This is a genomic window from Rhodopseudomonas telluris, assembly GCF_042432815.1.
Classification (GTDB): domain Bacteria; phylum Pseudomonadota; class Alphaproteobacteria; order Rhizobiales; family Xanthobacteraceae; genus Rhodopseudomonas; species Rhodopseudomonas telluris.
On the sequence record NZ_JBHLWM010000001.1, the window covers coordinates 269,359 to 285,049 of the forward strand.

At 66.3% G+C, this 15,691-nt stretch carries 13 protein-coding genes; 2 read left to right on the forward strand and 11 right to left on the reverse strand.

What is annotated here, in order from left to right; all coding sequences use genetic code 11:
• Positions 1-261 precede the first annotated feature (261 nt).
• Together ACFFJ6_RS01240 and ACFFJ6_RS01245 are read left to right on the forward strand one after the other, a co-directional pair.
• Entirely contained in the window at positions 262-1,779 is a 1,518-nt protein-coding gene (locus tag ACFFJ6_RS01240; protein ID WP_378383523.1) for a hypothetical protein, read from the forward strand.
• A gap of 42 nt (positions 1,780-1,821) precedes the next feature.
• Positions 1,822-6,282 carry a cytochrome P450 gene (locus ACFFJ6_RS01245; RefSeq protein ID WP_378383525.1) on the forward strand — a complete coding sequence of 1,487 codons (4,461 nt, stop codon included), beginning with the start codon at positions 1,822-1,824 and terminating at the stop codon, positions 6,280-6,282.
• A gap of 1,074 nt (positions 6,283-7,356) precedes the next feature.
• Here the strand turns inward: ACFFJ6_RS01245 and ACFFJ6_RS01250 are convergent.
• The 11 genes from ACFFJ6_RS01250 to ligA form a co-directional block, all read right to left on the reverse strand.
• Positions 7,357-8,112: a hypothetical protein gene (locus tag ACFFJ6_RS01250; RefSeq protein ID WP_378383527.1), complete on the reverse strand. Its 756-nt coding sequence runs from the start codon at positions 8,110-8,112 to the stop codon at positions 7,357-7,359.
• A gap of 144 nt (positions 8,113-8,256) precedes the next feature.
• Complete coding sequence (locus tag ACFFJ6_RS01255) at positions 8,257-8,496, reverse strand: hypothetical protein (protein ID WP_378383529.1); 240 nt, start codon at positions 8,494-8,496, stop codon at positions 8,257-8,259.
• A 122-nt stretch (positions 8,497-8,618) separates the two neighbouring features.
• Positions 8,619-9,392, reverse strand: coding sequence for a thioesterase family protein (locus tag ACFFJ6_RS01260; protein ID WP_378383531.1), 774 nt, complete (start codon positions 9,390-9,392; stop codon positions 8,619-8,621).
• A gap of 148 nt (positions 9,393-9,540) precedes the next feature.
• Positions 9,541-10,512: an NAD(P)H-dependent flavin oxidoreductase gene (locus ACFFJ6_RS01265; RefSeq protein ID WP_378383533.1), complete on the reverse strand. Its 972-nt coding sequence runs from the start codon at positions 10,510-10,512 to the stop codon at positions 9,541-9,543.
• A gap of 132 nt (positions 10,513-10,644) precedes the next feature.
• Positions 10,645-11,199 (reverse strand): hypothetical protein, encoded by a 555-nt coding sequence (locus ACFFJ6_RS01270; protein WP_378383535.1) that lies wholly within the window; start codon positions 11,197-11,199, stop codon positions 10,645-10,647.
• Positions 11,200-11,567: 368 nt separating this feature from the next.
• A complete protein-coding gene (locus tag ACFFJ6_RS01275; protein WP_378383537.1) occupies positions 11,568-12,149 on the reverse strand; it encodes a YqaA family protein in 582 nt (193 codons plus the stop codon).
• Between the two features lie 72 nt (positions 12,150-12,221).
• A complete protein-coding gene (gene hisE / locus ACFFJ6_RS01280) occupies positions 12,222-12,620 on the reverse strand; it encodes a phosphoribosyl-ATP diphosphatase (RefSeq protein WP_378383539.1) in 399 nt (132 codons plus the stop codon).
• Between the two features lie 101 nt (positions 12,621-12,721).
• Positions 12,722-13,102 (reverse strand): hypothetical protein, encoded by a 381-nt coding sequence (locus ACFFJ6_RS01285; protein WP_378383541.1) that lies wholly within the window; start codon positions 13,100-13,102, stop codon positions 12,722-12,724.
• 255 nt (positions 13,103-13,357) lie between these two features.
• Positions 13,358-14,317 carry a Gfo/Idh/MocA family oxidoreductase gene (locus tag ACFFJ6_RS01290; protein ID WP_378383543.1) on the reverse strand — a complete coding sequence of 320 codons (960 nt, stop codon included), beginning with the start codon at positions 14,315-14,317 and terminating at the stop codon, positions 13,358-13,360.
• A 1-nt stretch (position 14,318) separates the two neighbouring features.
• Positions 14,319-15,173 (reverse strand): class III extradiol dioxygenase subunit beta, encoded by an 855-nt coding sequence (locus tag ACFFJ6_RS01295; RefSeq protein WP_378383545.1) that lies wholly within the window; start codon positions 15,171-15,173, stop codon positions 14,319-14,321.
• Positions 15,173-15,562, reverse strand: a complete 390-nt coding sequence (gene ligA, locus ACFFJ6_RS01300) for a protocatechuate 4,5-dioxygenase subunit alpha (RefSeq protein WP_378383547.1) — start codon at positions 15,560-15,562, stop codon at positions 15,173-15,175. The genes ACFFJ6_RS01295 and ligA overlap by 1 nt, the downstream gene beginning before the upstream one ends.
• Positions 15,563-15,691: the final 129 nt, after the last annotated feature.

The following is a 15,691-nucleotide window of genomic DNA, read 5'->3' on the forward strand; positions in this document are numbered from 1 at the left end:
GGTTGGATTCAGGTGGCTGAAGGTATGACTGCGAGGTCCGCGCTTTTCACGATGAACCTGCTGGGGCCGTTCCAATTGGTTCCCCGGACGGGGGAGCGCATCGAAATTTCGAGCAAAAAGGGGACGGCCGTCATCGCGATGCTGGCGATGTCGCGTGACGGCGAGCGAACCCGCGGCTGGTTACAGGATCGTTTGTGGGGGACGCGGCGCCATGCGGAGGCGGCGGGGAGTCTCCGCCGTGAACTATCCAACCTGCGAAAGGTGCTGAACGTCGGCGGCGTCGAACTGCTGGTCAGCGACCGAGATCGCGTTCGCCTGCGGCTCGATCTGATCGACATCGATGCGCTCGGTCCGGTTCCGAATCCCCTGCACAGCGGTGAGTTTCTCGAAGGCCTCGACATCCCCGGCGAAGCCGGCTTCCGCGAATGGCTGCGCGAGCAGCGAGCGGTGCTGACGCGCGGTCCGCGCGTGGCATCCGCCGCGCCGGTGGCGAGCGCGCTGCCGAGCTACATCGTCGACACCAGCCAGCCGCCGATCGGGTTCAGCGGCAACCAGGCGATCGCCGTGCTGCCGTTCACCAACGTGACGGGCGAAGAGACGCTGGACTATCTGGCCGAAGGCATCAGCGAGGAGCTGATCGTGGGCCTGTCGCGCATCCGCTGGCTGCCGGTGATCGCGCGCAGCTCGAGCTTCTCCTTCTCCGAGGCGATCGACCGCAAGCTGATCGGACAGCGGCTCGGCGCGCATTATCTGGTCGAAGGGCATCTGTATCGCGCCTACGAATCCTTCGGCGTCTCGGCCAGCCTGTCCGAGGCGGCGACCGGCTACGCGATCTGGTCGCGCCGCTTCACGCTGCAATCGCCGGAGCTGCGCGACGAGCTCGAACAATTCGTCAACGAATTGGTGGCGCAGCTCGAAAGCCGGATCGAGCATGCCGAGCAGATCCGCATTCGCAACAAGCGCCAGGACACGCTCGGAGTCAGCGATCTGATCTGGCGCGGGCGCTGGCATCTCAACCGCCTGACGCGCACCGATTCCGAGATGGCGCAAAAGCTCTTCGCGGAGGCGCTGGCGCTCGATCCGACCTCGCCGGAGGCGCTGATCCAGACGACGTCGGCGCTGGCGTGGTCGATCTGGGCGGGGCGGCAGCCGCAGGATCAGGTGCTGCGGATGCGCAAGCTCGCCCAGCAGGCGTGCCTTGCCGATCCCGACGACGGCCGCGGCTTCATGCTGGCCGGCATCGCCGAGATGTGGCTGCGCCATCAGGACGAAGCCAAAACGTTGCTGCAGCAAGCGATCGTGCTCAACCCAAGCCTGACGCTGGCGCACGCCCAGCTCGGCGGCTGCTACAATCTCGGCGGCGAACCGGCCAAGGCGATCGATCACCTCAAGGCCTCGCTCCGGCTCAGCTCGAACGATCCCAATTTGTTCTACGCGCTCGGCGAATTGGCGTTGTCCTACACCATGCTGGGGCGCTGGAGCGAAGCGATCGAGCACGCGTCGCTGTCGCTGGCGCGCCGACCGGCCTATTGGTACGCGCACGTGCTCAAGATCAACGCGCTGGTCCGCAGCGGCAATGTTGGTGTGGCGCGCGTCGCGGCAGACGAGCTACTTGCTGTCAAGCCGAATTTTTCGAAGCAGTATCTCGATTGGCTGCCCTTCGTTGAAAGAACATGGATTGACCATTTCGTCGAAGGCCTGAAAATGGTGCCGGGCCGGGAGGCGAACTGGCTGGAGCGCGACACCGCGGAGGGCTCCGAGCAGTTTCTGCCGCACTGACCGGCGACGTACATTTTTTTAAGTTTTTGTTTGAGGTGATGGATGCTCACGCTCAAGTATTATGACGCGATCAAGAAAGCCCAATCCGCCGCCGCACCATCAACTCCACGTCCCTTCGACCTGAACGACCTCGGCGCCGACACCACGGTGAAGCGCTGGACCACCAAGGCGTTCGCGGCGGTGATGCGCGGATCGCTGTATCTCTTCCGCGAGTTCTGGCCCAATCCGCAATTCGGCCGGCTGGTGATCGTCACGCGCGACAGCGACGTGCGCGAGGTGCTGGCGAAGCCGGATCTGTTCGAGGTGCCGTACGGGCTGGAGATGACCGAGCTGGCCGGCGGCACTAACTTCGTACTTGGGCTCGAGGGCCCGGAGCATGACCGGCAGAACGCGATCATCCGCAGCGTGTTGCGCCCGGCCGACCTCGATCGCATCCGCACGCTCGCCGCGCACTATACGCAGATCCTGATCGACGGCTCCGGCGGCCGGATCGACGTGATGAAGGATCTGATGACGCGGGTCGCGACCGAGACCTGCTGCGGCTATTTCGGCCTCGACCCGGAAAATCCGGACGCCTTCGCCGAATGGGCGATGTCGATCTCGGCGCTGCTGTTCGCCGATCCGTTCGGCAACGAGGCGACGCGGCAACTGGCGCTGAACGGCGCGGCGCAGATTCGCGAGGTGATCGATCGCGCCATCGCCCGGGCCAAGGCCGTGCCGGAAGCCGAGACGGTCATCGGCCGCCTGGTCGGCCAGCTCAACGACGGGGCCGTGACCGAAGGCGAGATCCGCGCCATCGTGGTCGGCCTGGTCACCGGCTTCATTCCGACCAATACGCTGGCTGCCGGCAAGATTCTCGACGAACTGCTGCGCCGCCCGAAGGTCTGGCAGGACGCGATCGCCCGCGCGCAGGCGGACGACGTTGCCGGTCTGGAAGCCATCCTGCTCGAGGCCGGCCGCCTCAATCCGGCGTTGGCGCCAGGACAATGGCGCTACGCGCGGCGCGACGGCGTGATCGCGCACAACACCAAGCGGCAGAAACACGTCAAGGCGGGTTCGGTGCTGATGGTGGCGACGATGTCGGCGCTACGCGACAAGCGCGCCTTCGTGTCGCCGGGCGAATTCCGCGCCGATCGGCCCAACCCGTCGAGCCTGATGTTCGGCGACGGCGCCCATGCCTGCCTCGGCATGCATGTGGCGATCGCGCAGATCGGTGAAGTGTTTCGCGTGCTGTTGAAGCAGCCGAACCTGCGCCCGGTCGCCGGCAGCGACGGCGCGATCGGCTGGGTCGGTCCGTTCCCGCGCCGGCTCGACATGGAGTTCGAGCCTGCTGTGGCGCCACAGGCGCAGAACATGGTGATCATTTGCGCGCCGGTGCGCGCCGAGGCCGATCTCGCGGCGCTGCGCGCGCAGATCGAGGCGCTCGGCAATCCGGCAAGGCCGGACATGGTGGCGGCGCTGTCGTCCACCAATGTCATTCACTTCGCGTCGATGACGCTGATCGATGCCGGCGCGCCGGATCAGCCGTCGCCGCATCTGCTGCTCGAACTCAACGTCGACGGCTCGCCCGAGCTGGCCCTGCGCAGCGTGGTGGACGTGGCGGCCGACTGGTTGTCGCCGATCTTCGCCCAGGTGGATGCGCCGGCCGGTACGCCGCTGCTCGACATCCTGCGCGACAACATGCTCGATCTGCAGACCCGGCCGTGGGGCGCGATCGGGCTCAACTTCAACGGCACGCCGGAGTTCGCGGTCGCCGACATCGTGCGGCAGCGCGAGCTGGCGCAATTCGCGACCGATGCGCTCGAAGAGTATCTGGAGAACCACGCCTGCCTCGGTAGCCGCGCCATGGTGGCGCTCGGCTATGTTCGCAAGCTGATCAAGCAGGATCCCGAGCTGAAGCGGCTGATCGACCAGTCGCCTGATTCACCCCGCAAGGCGCGGCTGCAGGCGCTGTTCGCCCGTGGCGCCGCCTTCACCAGCTATCTGATCCGGCCGAGCCGGCGGCGGCTGCAGATCTCCGACTGGGTGCCGCGCTCCGGCACCGAGTCGCTGCTGGCGATGGCCAATTCGACCACCTTCCGCTGGATCTGGGCGATCATCCTTGGTCTTGTGCTGATCGCCAGTCAGGCCGTGTACTTCGCCATCGAGCCGTACTCGGACGCGACCTATTCGGGGCGCATCGGGCTGGCGCTGGTCGGCGGCCTGCTGATCGTGGCGCTGAAGCTTGCCGCGCTCGGCGGCCTGTTCCTTCTGCTGTTGCGATACAACGAGTCGCGCGACGTTCCGGACGACAGCGATCCCGATCTCGCCAAGGTCCGCGAGATCGCCGCCAGCGAAAATCATCCTGGCTTCGTACAAAATCACATCACCGCGGTCACCGCGCTCAAGCCCGGGTGGTTTCGCAAGCTGACGTTGGCGCTGTCGCTGTGGGGCATCAAGGAGCTGGTGACCAACTTCTATCGCCCCGGCTTCGTGCTCAACATGGGGACGATCCATAAGGCCAAATGGTTCAGGCCGCCCGGCACCGACAAGCTGATCTTTCTCGCCAACTACGACGGCAGCTGGGAGAGCTATCTCGAAGACTTCGTGATGAAAGCGCATGCCGGCCAGTCGGCGGCCTGGAGCAACGGCGTCGGCTTTCCGCGCACGCGCTTCCTGATCTACGACGGAGCCCAGGACGGCGACCGCTTCAAGCGCTGGGTTCGCCGCCAGCAGGTACCGACGCAGTTCTGGTTCAACCGCTACCCGAAGCTCACCACCGACGAGATCCGCCGCAACGCGATGATCCACGACGGCCTGGTCCGTGCCTCGACCGACAGCGCGGCGCGGGCGTGGCTGGATTGTTTCGGTTCAATGACCCGGCCGGATTATGCGATCGAGACGCCCGAGGTGCAGGCGCTGGTGTTCCGCGGCATGGGCCAGTTGCCCTACACCGTCACGGCGCTGCTGCGTCTGCCGGATGATCGCAACGCCGGCAAAGCCTGGCTGCGTGCGATCATGCCGGAAGCCGGGCTGTTGCACGGGTCCGGCGAGGCGTCGCGCCCGGCGGTCGGCTCCATCACGTTCGGCGATCGCCCGTTCAACGGCGGCGACGCGCCCGACAATGTCGCGACCTTCGTGGCGTTCTCGGCCTCGGGGCTGGCGCGGCTGGGCCTCGCGCCGGATGCGGTCGGCAGTGGCCTGACGACCTTCCCGACCGCCTTCAACATCGGCATGTCGCAGCGCGCCAACATCCTGCGCGACACCGGCTCGTCGCGGCCGGACTACTGGCGCTGGGCGGACGCCGCGCTCGACGGTCACGACAAGGTCGCGGCCGCCGACGCGACGCTGTTCATCTATGGTACCAGCGCGGAGGTCTGCCGCGCCGCGCTCGACCGGCATCTCGATCTGCTCGGCGGCCGCGCCGCGCTGCTCGACAGCGTCGAGACCAGCCCGGTCACGGTCGAGATCGAGGAGGAGAACGGTGAACGCAAGCGCATCACTTCGCTCGACTACGAGCATTTCGGTTTCGTCGACGGCATCTCGCAGCCGGTGATCCGCGGCACGCAGCGCTTCGCCAAGGGCGTGCCGGCGCGCGACATCGTCGAGCCCGGCGAGTTCATCCTCGGCTATCGCAACAACCAGGGTTACTTCCCGCCGAGCGCGACGGTGGCCAGCGACACCGATCCGGCCAATCATCTGCCGATCCTGCCGGACGAACTGCCGAGCCGGTTTCCGAATTTCCGCTCCGATACGCCGGCGCGGCCGGTGCGCGATTTCGGTCGCAACGGCACCTTCCTGGCGATCCGCGAATTCGTCCAGGACGTCGACGGTTTCCGCGCCTTCACCCAGACGAAGGCGGATGAACTCGGGAAGTATCGTGACCTCGCCGCGGTGATCGGCGAGAGGCCGACCGCCGAATGGGTCGCCGCCAAGATGATGGGCCGCTGGCGCAACGGCGTGCCGCTGGTCGATCAGCCGAACTCGACCAGCTTCAACACCCGTCGCAAGAAGTCGCGCAGCGACGCGCGGCATCCGTACGACCGCGACAACGATTTCAGCTACGGCCAGGACGATCCGCAGGGGCTTCACTGTCCGTTCGGCGCGCATATCCGCCGCGCTAATCCGCGCGACAGCCTGCAGCCGGACGATCCGACCCAGCAGCAGCTCACCGCGCGGCACCGGCTGCTGCGCCGCGGCCGTTCGTTCGAGCGCGGCGGCGAGGGCGGCAAGCCGGAGAAGGGACTGCTGTTCGTCGCGGTCTGCGCCGATGTCGAGCGGCAATTCGAGCTGGTGCAGCAGTCCTGGGTGTCGTCGCCGTCGTTCCACGGCCTCAGTGGCGAGCCCGATCCGATCATCTCGTCGTCGCCCGACGATCCGGCGGAGAGCCGCGTCTTCACCATCCCGACCGCCGCCGGTCCGCTGACCCTGCACGGCATCCACAGCTACGTCACCGTCACCGGCGGCGGCTACTTCTTCATGCCGAGCCGGTCGGCGCTGCAGTACCTGATCGATCTGGCGTGAGGGCATTGTCACGCGCGAAGTAGCCGGTACCCTCGATGGAGCGAAGCGCAATCGAGGATTGGCGCATCGGCCCGCACAGCGCGCCGCGCGCCAGCCTAGCGTTCGTCATTCCGGGGCGCGCAGCGAAGCTGCGCGAACCCGGAATCCATAACCACCGTGTCAGTGTTCAGGCACAGTGGGGCGGGCATCTGCCAAAACCGCAACGTCAGTGGTTATGGATTCCGGGCTCGCCGCTCCGCGGCGCCCCGGAATGACGAACGAGAGGTCTTCGCCTCAGTCGGCCGGATGGACGAAGCAGCGAAAACCTGCCAGCGTTCCTTGACAAAATTCCTACTATGATTATAGTCCGCGCCGTCCTATCCGTGAGGGGCGCTTCGCGAGGCGTCGTACAAGCGGGACAGATCGGCGGGCCGGGCAACCGGTTCGGAACGATGGTTCGACAAAGCCGGCATTGCGCCGGCGCAGTCGAACGGACGCGGCGTCCTGCGCGTTGCGGTTCGCACCCGCGCGTCCGGGAGGCTTCGGGTACCCGTCCGGGCCTACTACGAGGCTCTGCGACTTGTTAGTTCGCTGGACGGGGGCAGGTGAAGGCGGCGTAATCCGCCGGATCCGTGGGGTTTCATTACCCTTGCCTGTCCCCGGAAGCACGGGCCTGAAAGCCTAAAACCGCCGCGGTGGGCGCGCCGGAAGGCGTTGCGCGATGGTTCGCAAAACCATCGCGAGAACCACCAACTATCCGCGCCGACCGGCGCGCCCCCACCCCTCGCTGTGAAGCGACGGGTGCACAACTCGGGCTCAGCGGAGCCGCGAGAAGGATTGGCCGTGGCTGTTTGATAAGTGAATCGGACGTCGCGATAGCGCAGTGCGCTCGCACCACTCTCCACGTCATCGCCCGGCTCGACCGGGCGACCCAGTATTTCAGAGCGCCCGTTGATCCGCCGAACGCTCGCCGCGGACGCTCTGGAATACTGGATCCCCCCGCTTTTGCGGGGGATGACGGCTTGGGAGGCGGGGGATGACGGCTTAGGATGGAGGTCGGCTTAGGTGGATGCTGGCCTGAAGATGCGGCCGCGTTCAGATCGCCTGCGCGACCTGTTCGAGGCCCATCGCGCGGGCGAGCTTGCGGACTTCCTGCTTCTGGTCTTCGCGCATCCCGAACAGCAGCGGCATTGCCGCGTACTTCAGTTGCTGGACCTCGGCGCTGTCCGGATCGATCGGCGGCGGACCGTTCTCGGCGACGTAGCGTGCGGCGTGCAGTTTTCGGCCGATCGCGCGGAGCGCCTGTTCGACCGAAGGCCAGTAGTATTCCTGGGACGACGACAGATTGAGCCGGCCCTTGATCTGCGAGATCTGCGCATCGCTGAGCAGGGCCGGCGGCTTCGGCTTGGCGGGCTTGGGCTTCTGCACCGGCGCGGTGGCGATCACCGGCGGCAGCTTGGTGACGGGCTCGCCGGACTTGGCGGCAGCCTCGGGCACGGCGGTGATCGTCGGACCGCCAGCGTCGTCCGCCGCGTAAGCGAGTTGCACGGGCTTCGGAGCCGGTGCGGGCTCGCCGGGATCAGCCCACGCGGCCGCTTCCTGAGCCGGTGCGGCGTCCTCGGTCGTCTGCGCGGCAGTGGCGTCTGCGCCAGTCGGCTCCGTGTCGTCGGATAGCGAGGCGAGAAACAGCTTGTCGGCCTTGTTCTCGCGGTTCGCGACCGGGATCTCGATGGTCGCGCCGGCAAAGCCGGGGCCAGCCGCCGGGACGCTGGCGCGCGTCAGAATGCTTGCTGCGGCCGTACCGGCGATCAATACGCACAACATGGCCAGAAGGGTCGCTGCTTTGGTCAAGATCGTCTCCGTCGCGAGCGGCGCTTTGTGTCGCTCATAAATGCAGAGGAAATATGGCCCGGCAGCCCCTCCGGGTTGCCGTGCGGGAGCAGGCCGGCGCCACTGGGGGGCGGCGGGTTCCGTCCGAAGGCGCTGCGCGGCCCGTCAGGCCGCGACGTTGAGCTCGTAGGCTTCCTGGATGTCGGAGATGATTTCGGAAGCTTCCCACAAGGCGTCGGGCGCCACCGACTGGATGGTGATGGTCCAGTTGCCGCCCTTGCGGGTGCGCGGCGTGGCGACGATTTCGAACCGCACGTCGCGGCACATCGGATTGCGGTTCAGGGCCCGTGCGACGCGGAGCCTGATCTCGTCGAGAGAGGCGGTGGTCTTTTCCGAATACAACATCGCGGCGTCCACTTCGATCGTGGGATGCCGGCGCGGTTGCTACGAGGTCTCGGGCCACCGCAGCGCGGCAGGCCTATTGTTGGTCCGCGGATGGTTAATACGCGCTTAAGCCGCCGCCGCGGTCAGCGCTGTTCGATCACCAGGTTCTGGACCGCACGGCCGAAATAACCCTGCTGATCGGCGAGCCGCGAGGCCGCCGTGCCGGCGCCGTCCGGGCCCAGCCACATCTCCGAATTCAGCAGGATCCAGTCGCCGACCGGCTGGCGCGCCAGGAAGACGTTGAGGTCGGCGTTGAGGAACGTCCAGTGCCGGAAGTCGAGCACCGCCGAGGTCGCGTTGCTGAAGTCCGAAGCGATCACTGCCCGCATCAGCGGCGAGGTCGGCAGGCCCTCGATCAGCGGCCGGTCGGCCCGATACCAGGTTGCGCCGGGGCCGATCGAGCCGAAGCCGTTGCGCACCTTGCGCAGCGACATGCCGCCGACGAATGGGTTGCGCGTATAGCCGACGTCGAGCGGCGGGCAGTCGTCGGGCAGCGGCACGTCGAGCGCAGGATGTTCGATATGGTCCGGCAGCTCGGGCGATGAGTTGCGCACCTTCAGCACGGTGCCGTTCACCACCACGACGCCGTTCGATTTCAGTCGCACGCCGCAGAGCTGGATCTTGCGCCCCTCGCGCAGCACCTCGGTCTCGAAGGTCAGCGGCCCGACCGGCACCGGCCGCAGCAGATCCACCGTCACCCGCACCACATGCATCGGCGACGGCGTCGGCATTCGCTCGGCGAGATGCGCCACCAAGGCGGACGGCGGCGAGCCGTGCTGCATCGTCGGATCCCACGGCCCCGCCGCATAGCCGCTGGTCTCGATCGCAGTGCCGTCGATACGGTAGATCGCGTCCATCAGTTCATCCGAATGCGTCAGGCGACAAGGCGATTCCCGATCCGTCATTGCGAGCGTAGCGAAGCAATCCAGAGGCCCCGCGCACGGAGCTGGATTGCTTCGTCGCTTCGCTCCTCGCAATGACGGCAGAGAGGCGGTTAGGGCCGAACTACGCCAGCGGCGGGTCGATGGCGGCGTCGTATTCCTGCTTGAAGCGGGCGACGAGTTCGGACACCGGAGTGATGCCGGTGATGCTGCCGATGCCCTGGCCGGCGCCCCAGATTTCCTTCCAGGCCTTCGGCTTGGCGCGCTCGCCGGCTTCGTCGGTGCCGAAGTTCATCTTCGACGGATCGGACTGTTCGAGATTGTCCGGGTCCATGCCGGCGGCGACGATCGACGGCTTCAGGTAGTTGCCGTGCACGCCGGTGAACAGGTTCGAGTACACGATGTCGTCGGCGCCGGAGGTGGTGATCATCTCCTTGTAGCGCGGCACCGCATTGGCCTCGGTGGTGGCGATGAAGGCCGAGCCGATATAGGCGAAGTCGGCGCCGAGCACGCGCGCGGCGCGGATCGCCTTGCCGTTGCCGATGGCGCCCGACAGCGCGATCGGGCCGTCGTACCAGGAGCGGGTCTCGGTGACGAAGGCGAACGGCGACTGCATGCCGGCATGGCCGCCGGCGCCGGCCGCGACCAGGATCAGGCCGTCGGCGCCCTTCTCGACCGCCTTGTGGGCGAAGCGCTGGTTGATGACGTCGTGGAACACGATGCCGCCCCAGTTATGCGCGGCCTGGTTCAGCTCCTCGCGGGCGCCGAGCGAGGTGATCAGCATCGGCACCTTGTGCTTCTCGCACAGCGCCAGATCGGCATCGAGCCGGTTGTTGGATTTGTGGACGATCTGGTTGACGGCGAACGGCGCCGAGGGGCGGTCCGGATGCGCCTTGTCGTGGGCGGCGAGCTCTTCCTTGATGCGGTGCAGCCATTCGTCGAGCAGCGCCGCCGGGCGCGCATTGAGGGCCGGGAACGAGCCGACCACGCCGGCCTTGCATTGCGCGATCACCAGATCGGGCGTCGAAATGATGAACAGCGGCGAGCCGATCACCGGGATCGACAGACGGCCTTTGAACAATGCAGGCATGGGCATTCCGGATGTCTCCTCTTGTTGTGTTTGGCGGTGCAACCGCGGCGACACAAAAGCAATTGAGGAACACGCCTGCAAGGCGGATTTTACGCAAATCCCAGCGGTTCGACGCAAGCGCGGGAGAATTTCGGTCCGTTACTGGCACCAAGCCCGCGTGACGAAATTTTCCGTCCGGCAGTCCCCGGGCTCGCGGGCGCGGCCGGGGATCAGCACCTTGGCCGAGCATTTCTCGGTGGCATCGACGCCGAGGCTGCGGCCCTGCTGGTAGCCCTTCGATCGGCACAGGATCGTCGCGGCTGTGGCGCAGTCGGCTCCCCCGCTGGCCGTGCTCGGGCAGACCTGGCGACCATCGATCATGGCAGGCACCAGCGACGTCGTGGTCGGCGGGGAAGCTGGTGGGACAGCTGCCGGCTGGGCCGGCGCGGCTGGCGGCGCAGGCACCGCGGGCTGAGCCGCGGGTGCGGGCGGCGGCGGGACGGCGGCCGGCGCGTCAGGCTTATTGTCCGGCCGGGCGAAACTCGGCAGCAGCGAGCCAGGATCGGTCAGCAGCGAACCGGAGTCTTTCAGCAGCTTGCCGATCTCATTGACCAATCCCGGATTCTCACGGGGAGGCGCCGCCTCGGGCGGGGGAGGCGACGGCTGACTCCAGGCGGGATGGATCCCGGCCACCCCGACGACCAGCGCAGCCATGAGGGTACCGCGAAGACGGGCGGGGGGACATAGAGCGATCGATAGCAGCATCGGCGTAGCTTACGCGGCTGTGTTGACGGGGGTAAGGCAGTCGAGGCGTCGCGCGACACAAACCGCACCGGAGAGTCGCCGGGCGCCGAACGCCGCGTCGTCCCTTTACCGCAGAACAAGCCGCACTCCCTTCAACGGTTTGGGCCGGAATGACGCACCGGGCCGCGGGCGGTGCCCCGCGCCGATGAGCTTGGAGCCTTATCCGGCAACCGCTGTGGAATCTTCGCGCAAACCGGTTTGCTAGTTAACTGACAGGCCAGCAACTGGGCCACCGTTTCGTCGATGATGTCGAGCCGGTCGAGGTAGTCAGACGCGGACTACACCAGCCGGGCGGCGATGACGAAGCCGGCGACCAGCAGCACGGCGGCGAGCGTCACCCACATCGTCAGGCGCTTTTCGATCTGCTCGCGGATCACGCTGCCCCAGCGGTTGAGCACGACGGCCACGATGAAGAACCGGCCGCCGCGGGCGATGATCGAGAACAAGATGAACGACCAGATGTCGTAGCCGGCGAAGCCGGAGGTGATGGTCACCAGCTTGTAGGGGATCGGGGTCAGGCCCTTCAGCAGGATGATCCAGGCGCCCCATTGCGCATAGCCGGCGCGGAACGCCTCGACCTTGTCGCCGTAACCGTAGAGCTGGATCAGCCAATGGCCGACCGAGTCATAGAGCAGGGCGCCGATCGCATAGCCGACCACGCCGCCAGCGACCGAGGTCACGGTGCACAGGCCGGCGTAAAACCACGCCCGCTCCGGCCGCGCCAGCGACATCGGGATCAGCATCACGTCGGGCGGGATCGGGAAGAAGGAACTCTCCGCGAAGGAGACCATTCCGAGGATCCACAGCGCATAGGGCTTATGGGCGGCGTCGATGCACCAGTCGTAGATTCGTCTCAGCATGGGCCGGGATCAACCATCCCGGCGCCGCTTTGTCCATGCCACAAATATGACGGCCGGCCGAAACAGGGGCCATCAGTGCCGCTTCCGGGCGGCCCTGGCCTCGATTGCGGCAATCGGCCGCCGTGCGGGACGCAGCGTCGGCTTGGCGACTTTCACGCCCGGCTTGGGAAGCTTCTCGGCGATCCCCAGCAGGGTTTCGCGACGGTTCATCTCCTGCCAGACGTCTTCGGGCCGCACGCCGGCCGATGCCCACAGGACGGTGAGATTGTAGATCAGGTCGGCGCTTTCGCGGACCACCGCCTCGCGGTCGCCGTTGATGGCGTCGATGACCACCTCGATCGCCTCCTCGGCGAGCTTCTTGGCCATCTTGCCGGAGCCGCTGCGAAACAGGCGCGCCGTGCGCGACGTCGCCGGATCGAGATCCCGCGCCGCCAGCACCGCCTGATAAAGCCGTTCGACCGAATCGCTCATTCGGTCAGCCTAGCGCAACTGGATGTCGGTGGCGTTAACTCAGCGCAACGTACGAAAGACGGAAAGCCGCAGCTGCGCAGCTTTCCGTCCTGCGGAAGTGATCAGTAAGGATCATAATAGCCGTAGCCCGGTCCGCCACCATAATAGCCGTAGCCTGGTCCATAGTAGCCCGGGCCATAGTAACGGTTCTCGTAGTAATCCCGGCGCGCCTGACTGGCCGCGATGGCTCCCACCGTGCCGATGATGCCGGCAAAGGCCGCCGCTGCCGCAGCGTTGCCGCCGCCGCCACCCCGGCGCACATAACGCTTCTTGCGGGCGCTGAAATCGGTGATGTCGTGCCGGGATATGGCCGGCGCCTTGTCGGCTGCCTGGGGCGCAGCCACGGCCACGGTCGGCTGCAAGCCGGCCAGCCCAATCGCCGCCACGGTCGCGATCGCCACGGCGCGAACGCCGCTGGAACGCCTGATGCCACGCTCGAACATCGGTTACCTCCTCGCCGGCCACGCAACGGCCGATGCTGGAACTAACCTGACGGGCTTCCGATGGTTCCCCGCCGAAACAGGTGCCCCGGGCGTGATCCGGGTCACGGAGTAGCAGAAGAGATTTGTCCTCCTCATTGCGAGCCACTGGGTTCGGCCTTTGGCCGGCCCGATGACAGGCTCCGCGAAGCAACCCAGTTCCGTGCTCCGGGCTGGATTGCTTCGTCGCGTGCGCTCCTCGCAATGACGCGCTGAGGCTCAGCCTTGGGCGAGCTGCTGGTCGAGGTCGTGCAACACCTGGTAGCAGGGCAGCACCTGGGCAACGGACGAATTCGGCTCGCGGCCTTCGCGGATCGCGGCGAAGAATTCGCGGTCCTGCAGCTCGATGCCGTTCATCGAGACGTCGACCTTCGAAACGTCGATCTTCTCTTCCTTGCCGTTCACCAGATCGTCGTAGCGGGCGATGTAGGTGCCGTTGTCGCAGATGTAGCGGAAGAAGGTGCCGAGCGGGCCGTCATTGTTGAACGACAGCGACAGCGTGCAGATCGCGCCGTTGGCGGCCTTGAGCTGGATCGACATGTCCATCGCGATGCCGAGATCCTTGTGGATCGGGCCCTGCACGGCGTTGGCCTTCACGATCGGCGAGCCAGCCTGATAGGCGAACAGATCGACGGTGTGGGCGGCGTGGTGCCAGAGCAAATGATCGGTCCAGCTGCGCGGCTGGCCGAGCGCGTTCATGTTGGTGCGGCGGAAGAAGTAGGTCTGCACATCCATCTGCTGGATGTTCAGTTCGCCGGCCTTGATCTTCTTGTGCACGTATTGATGGCTGGGATTGAAGCGGCGGGTGTGACCGGCCATCGCCACCAAACCGGTCTTCTTCTGCAGATCGACCACGGCCTGCGCGTCGGCCAGCGAGTCCGCCAGCGGGATCTCGATCTGGACATGCTTGCCGGCGTTGAGGCAGGCGAGGCCCTGCTCGGCATGCATCTGGGTCGGCGTGCACAGGATGACGGCGTCGACGTCCTTCAGCGCCAGCGCGTCGGACAGTTCGGTCGAGACGTGCGCGATGCCGTATTTCTTGGCGACTTCCTGGGTCGGCTCCAGCCGGCGGCCGATCAGCGACACCACCTCGACGCCGTCGATGTTGTTGATGCCGTCGAGATGCTTGATACCGAACGCGCCCGCTCCCGCGAGGGCGACCTTGATCTTCTTTGCCATGTCAGGCGTTCTCCAGAATGAGGTGGCCGACCGCGGTGTTGCTGGCCGGGACGTGATAGAAACGGTGGGCGACCTTGGGCTTGGCGCCGCCGGCGACGTCGCTCATCGCGCCGCGCGCGATCAGCCACATTACCAGCTCGATGCCTTCGGAGCCCGCCTCCCGGACGTAGTCGATATGCGGCTTCTTCGACAGCGCGTCGGGATCGTTGATCAGCTGGTCGAGGAAGGCGTTGTCCCATTCGCGATTGATCAGGCCGGCGCGCGGGCCCTGGAGCTGGTGGCTCATGCCGCCGGTGCCCCAGATCTGCACGTTGAGGTCTTCGTCGTAGGAGCGGATCGCCTTGCCGATCGCCTGGCCGAGCATGTAGCAACGCCGGCCGGACGGCACCGGATATTGCACGACGTTGACGGCGAACGGGATCACCGGGCAGGGCCAGGCCTGCGGCTCACCGCACATCAGGCTGAGCGGCACGGTGAGGCCGTGATCGACGTCCATCTTGTTGACGATGGTGAGATCGAAATCGTCCTGGATCACCGACTGGGCGATGTGCGCCGCGAGCCGCGGATGGCCGATCACCTTCGGCACCGGGCGCGGGCCCCAGCCTTCGTCGGCCGGCGTGTACTCGGCCGCGGTGCCAATCGCGAAGGTCGGGATCAGGTCGAGGCTGAACGCGGTGGCGTGATCGTTGAAGACCAGAAAGATGACGTCCGGCTTCTCCTTCTTGAGCCACTCCTTGGAGAACTCGTAGCCGGCGAACACCGGCTTCCAGTAGTCCTCGCCGGTCTTCTTCATGTCGATCGCTGCGCCGATGGCGGGGACGTGCGAGGTGTAAACGCTGGCGGTGATCCGAGCCATTACTTCTTCTCCCCGATGTAGCGGTTGCCTTCGGCGGAGCGGCCGCCGTTGATCATCATGTTGCGATACTCTTCCTCGGTCATGCCGGTCATCGAGCCGGCCATCTGCTGGAAGCTCTTGCCGTCGGTGGCGCCGATCTTGGCGAGGAAGTAGATGTTGCCGCCGAGCGAGATGCAGCGGTTGAGGTCGCGGGCGAGCACCGCCTGCTTCTGATCCTCGGTCATCGGCCACTCGTCGAGATAGGCGCGCTCGTCCGCCTTGAAGCGGGAGCGGTTCTCGGCCTTCATCAGCGACATGCAGAACTGGTTCAGGTGATAGCCCTGGCGCGACATGTCGGCGTCGAAGATCGTCGTGCCGGGCACGTCCTTGTAGGGTTTGTCGAGGGGCATGGCGGTCTCTCCTCTGGAGTTTGTTAGTTGAATCGGGCTGCTGTTGCTCCCTCTCCCCGCGTGCGGGGAGAGGGGTGGGGTGAGGGGGCGTCTCCGCGAGTCTGAGCGGCTCGGCTTTGCGGAGACGCC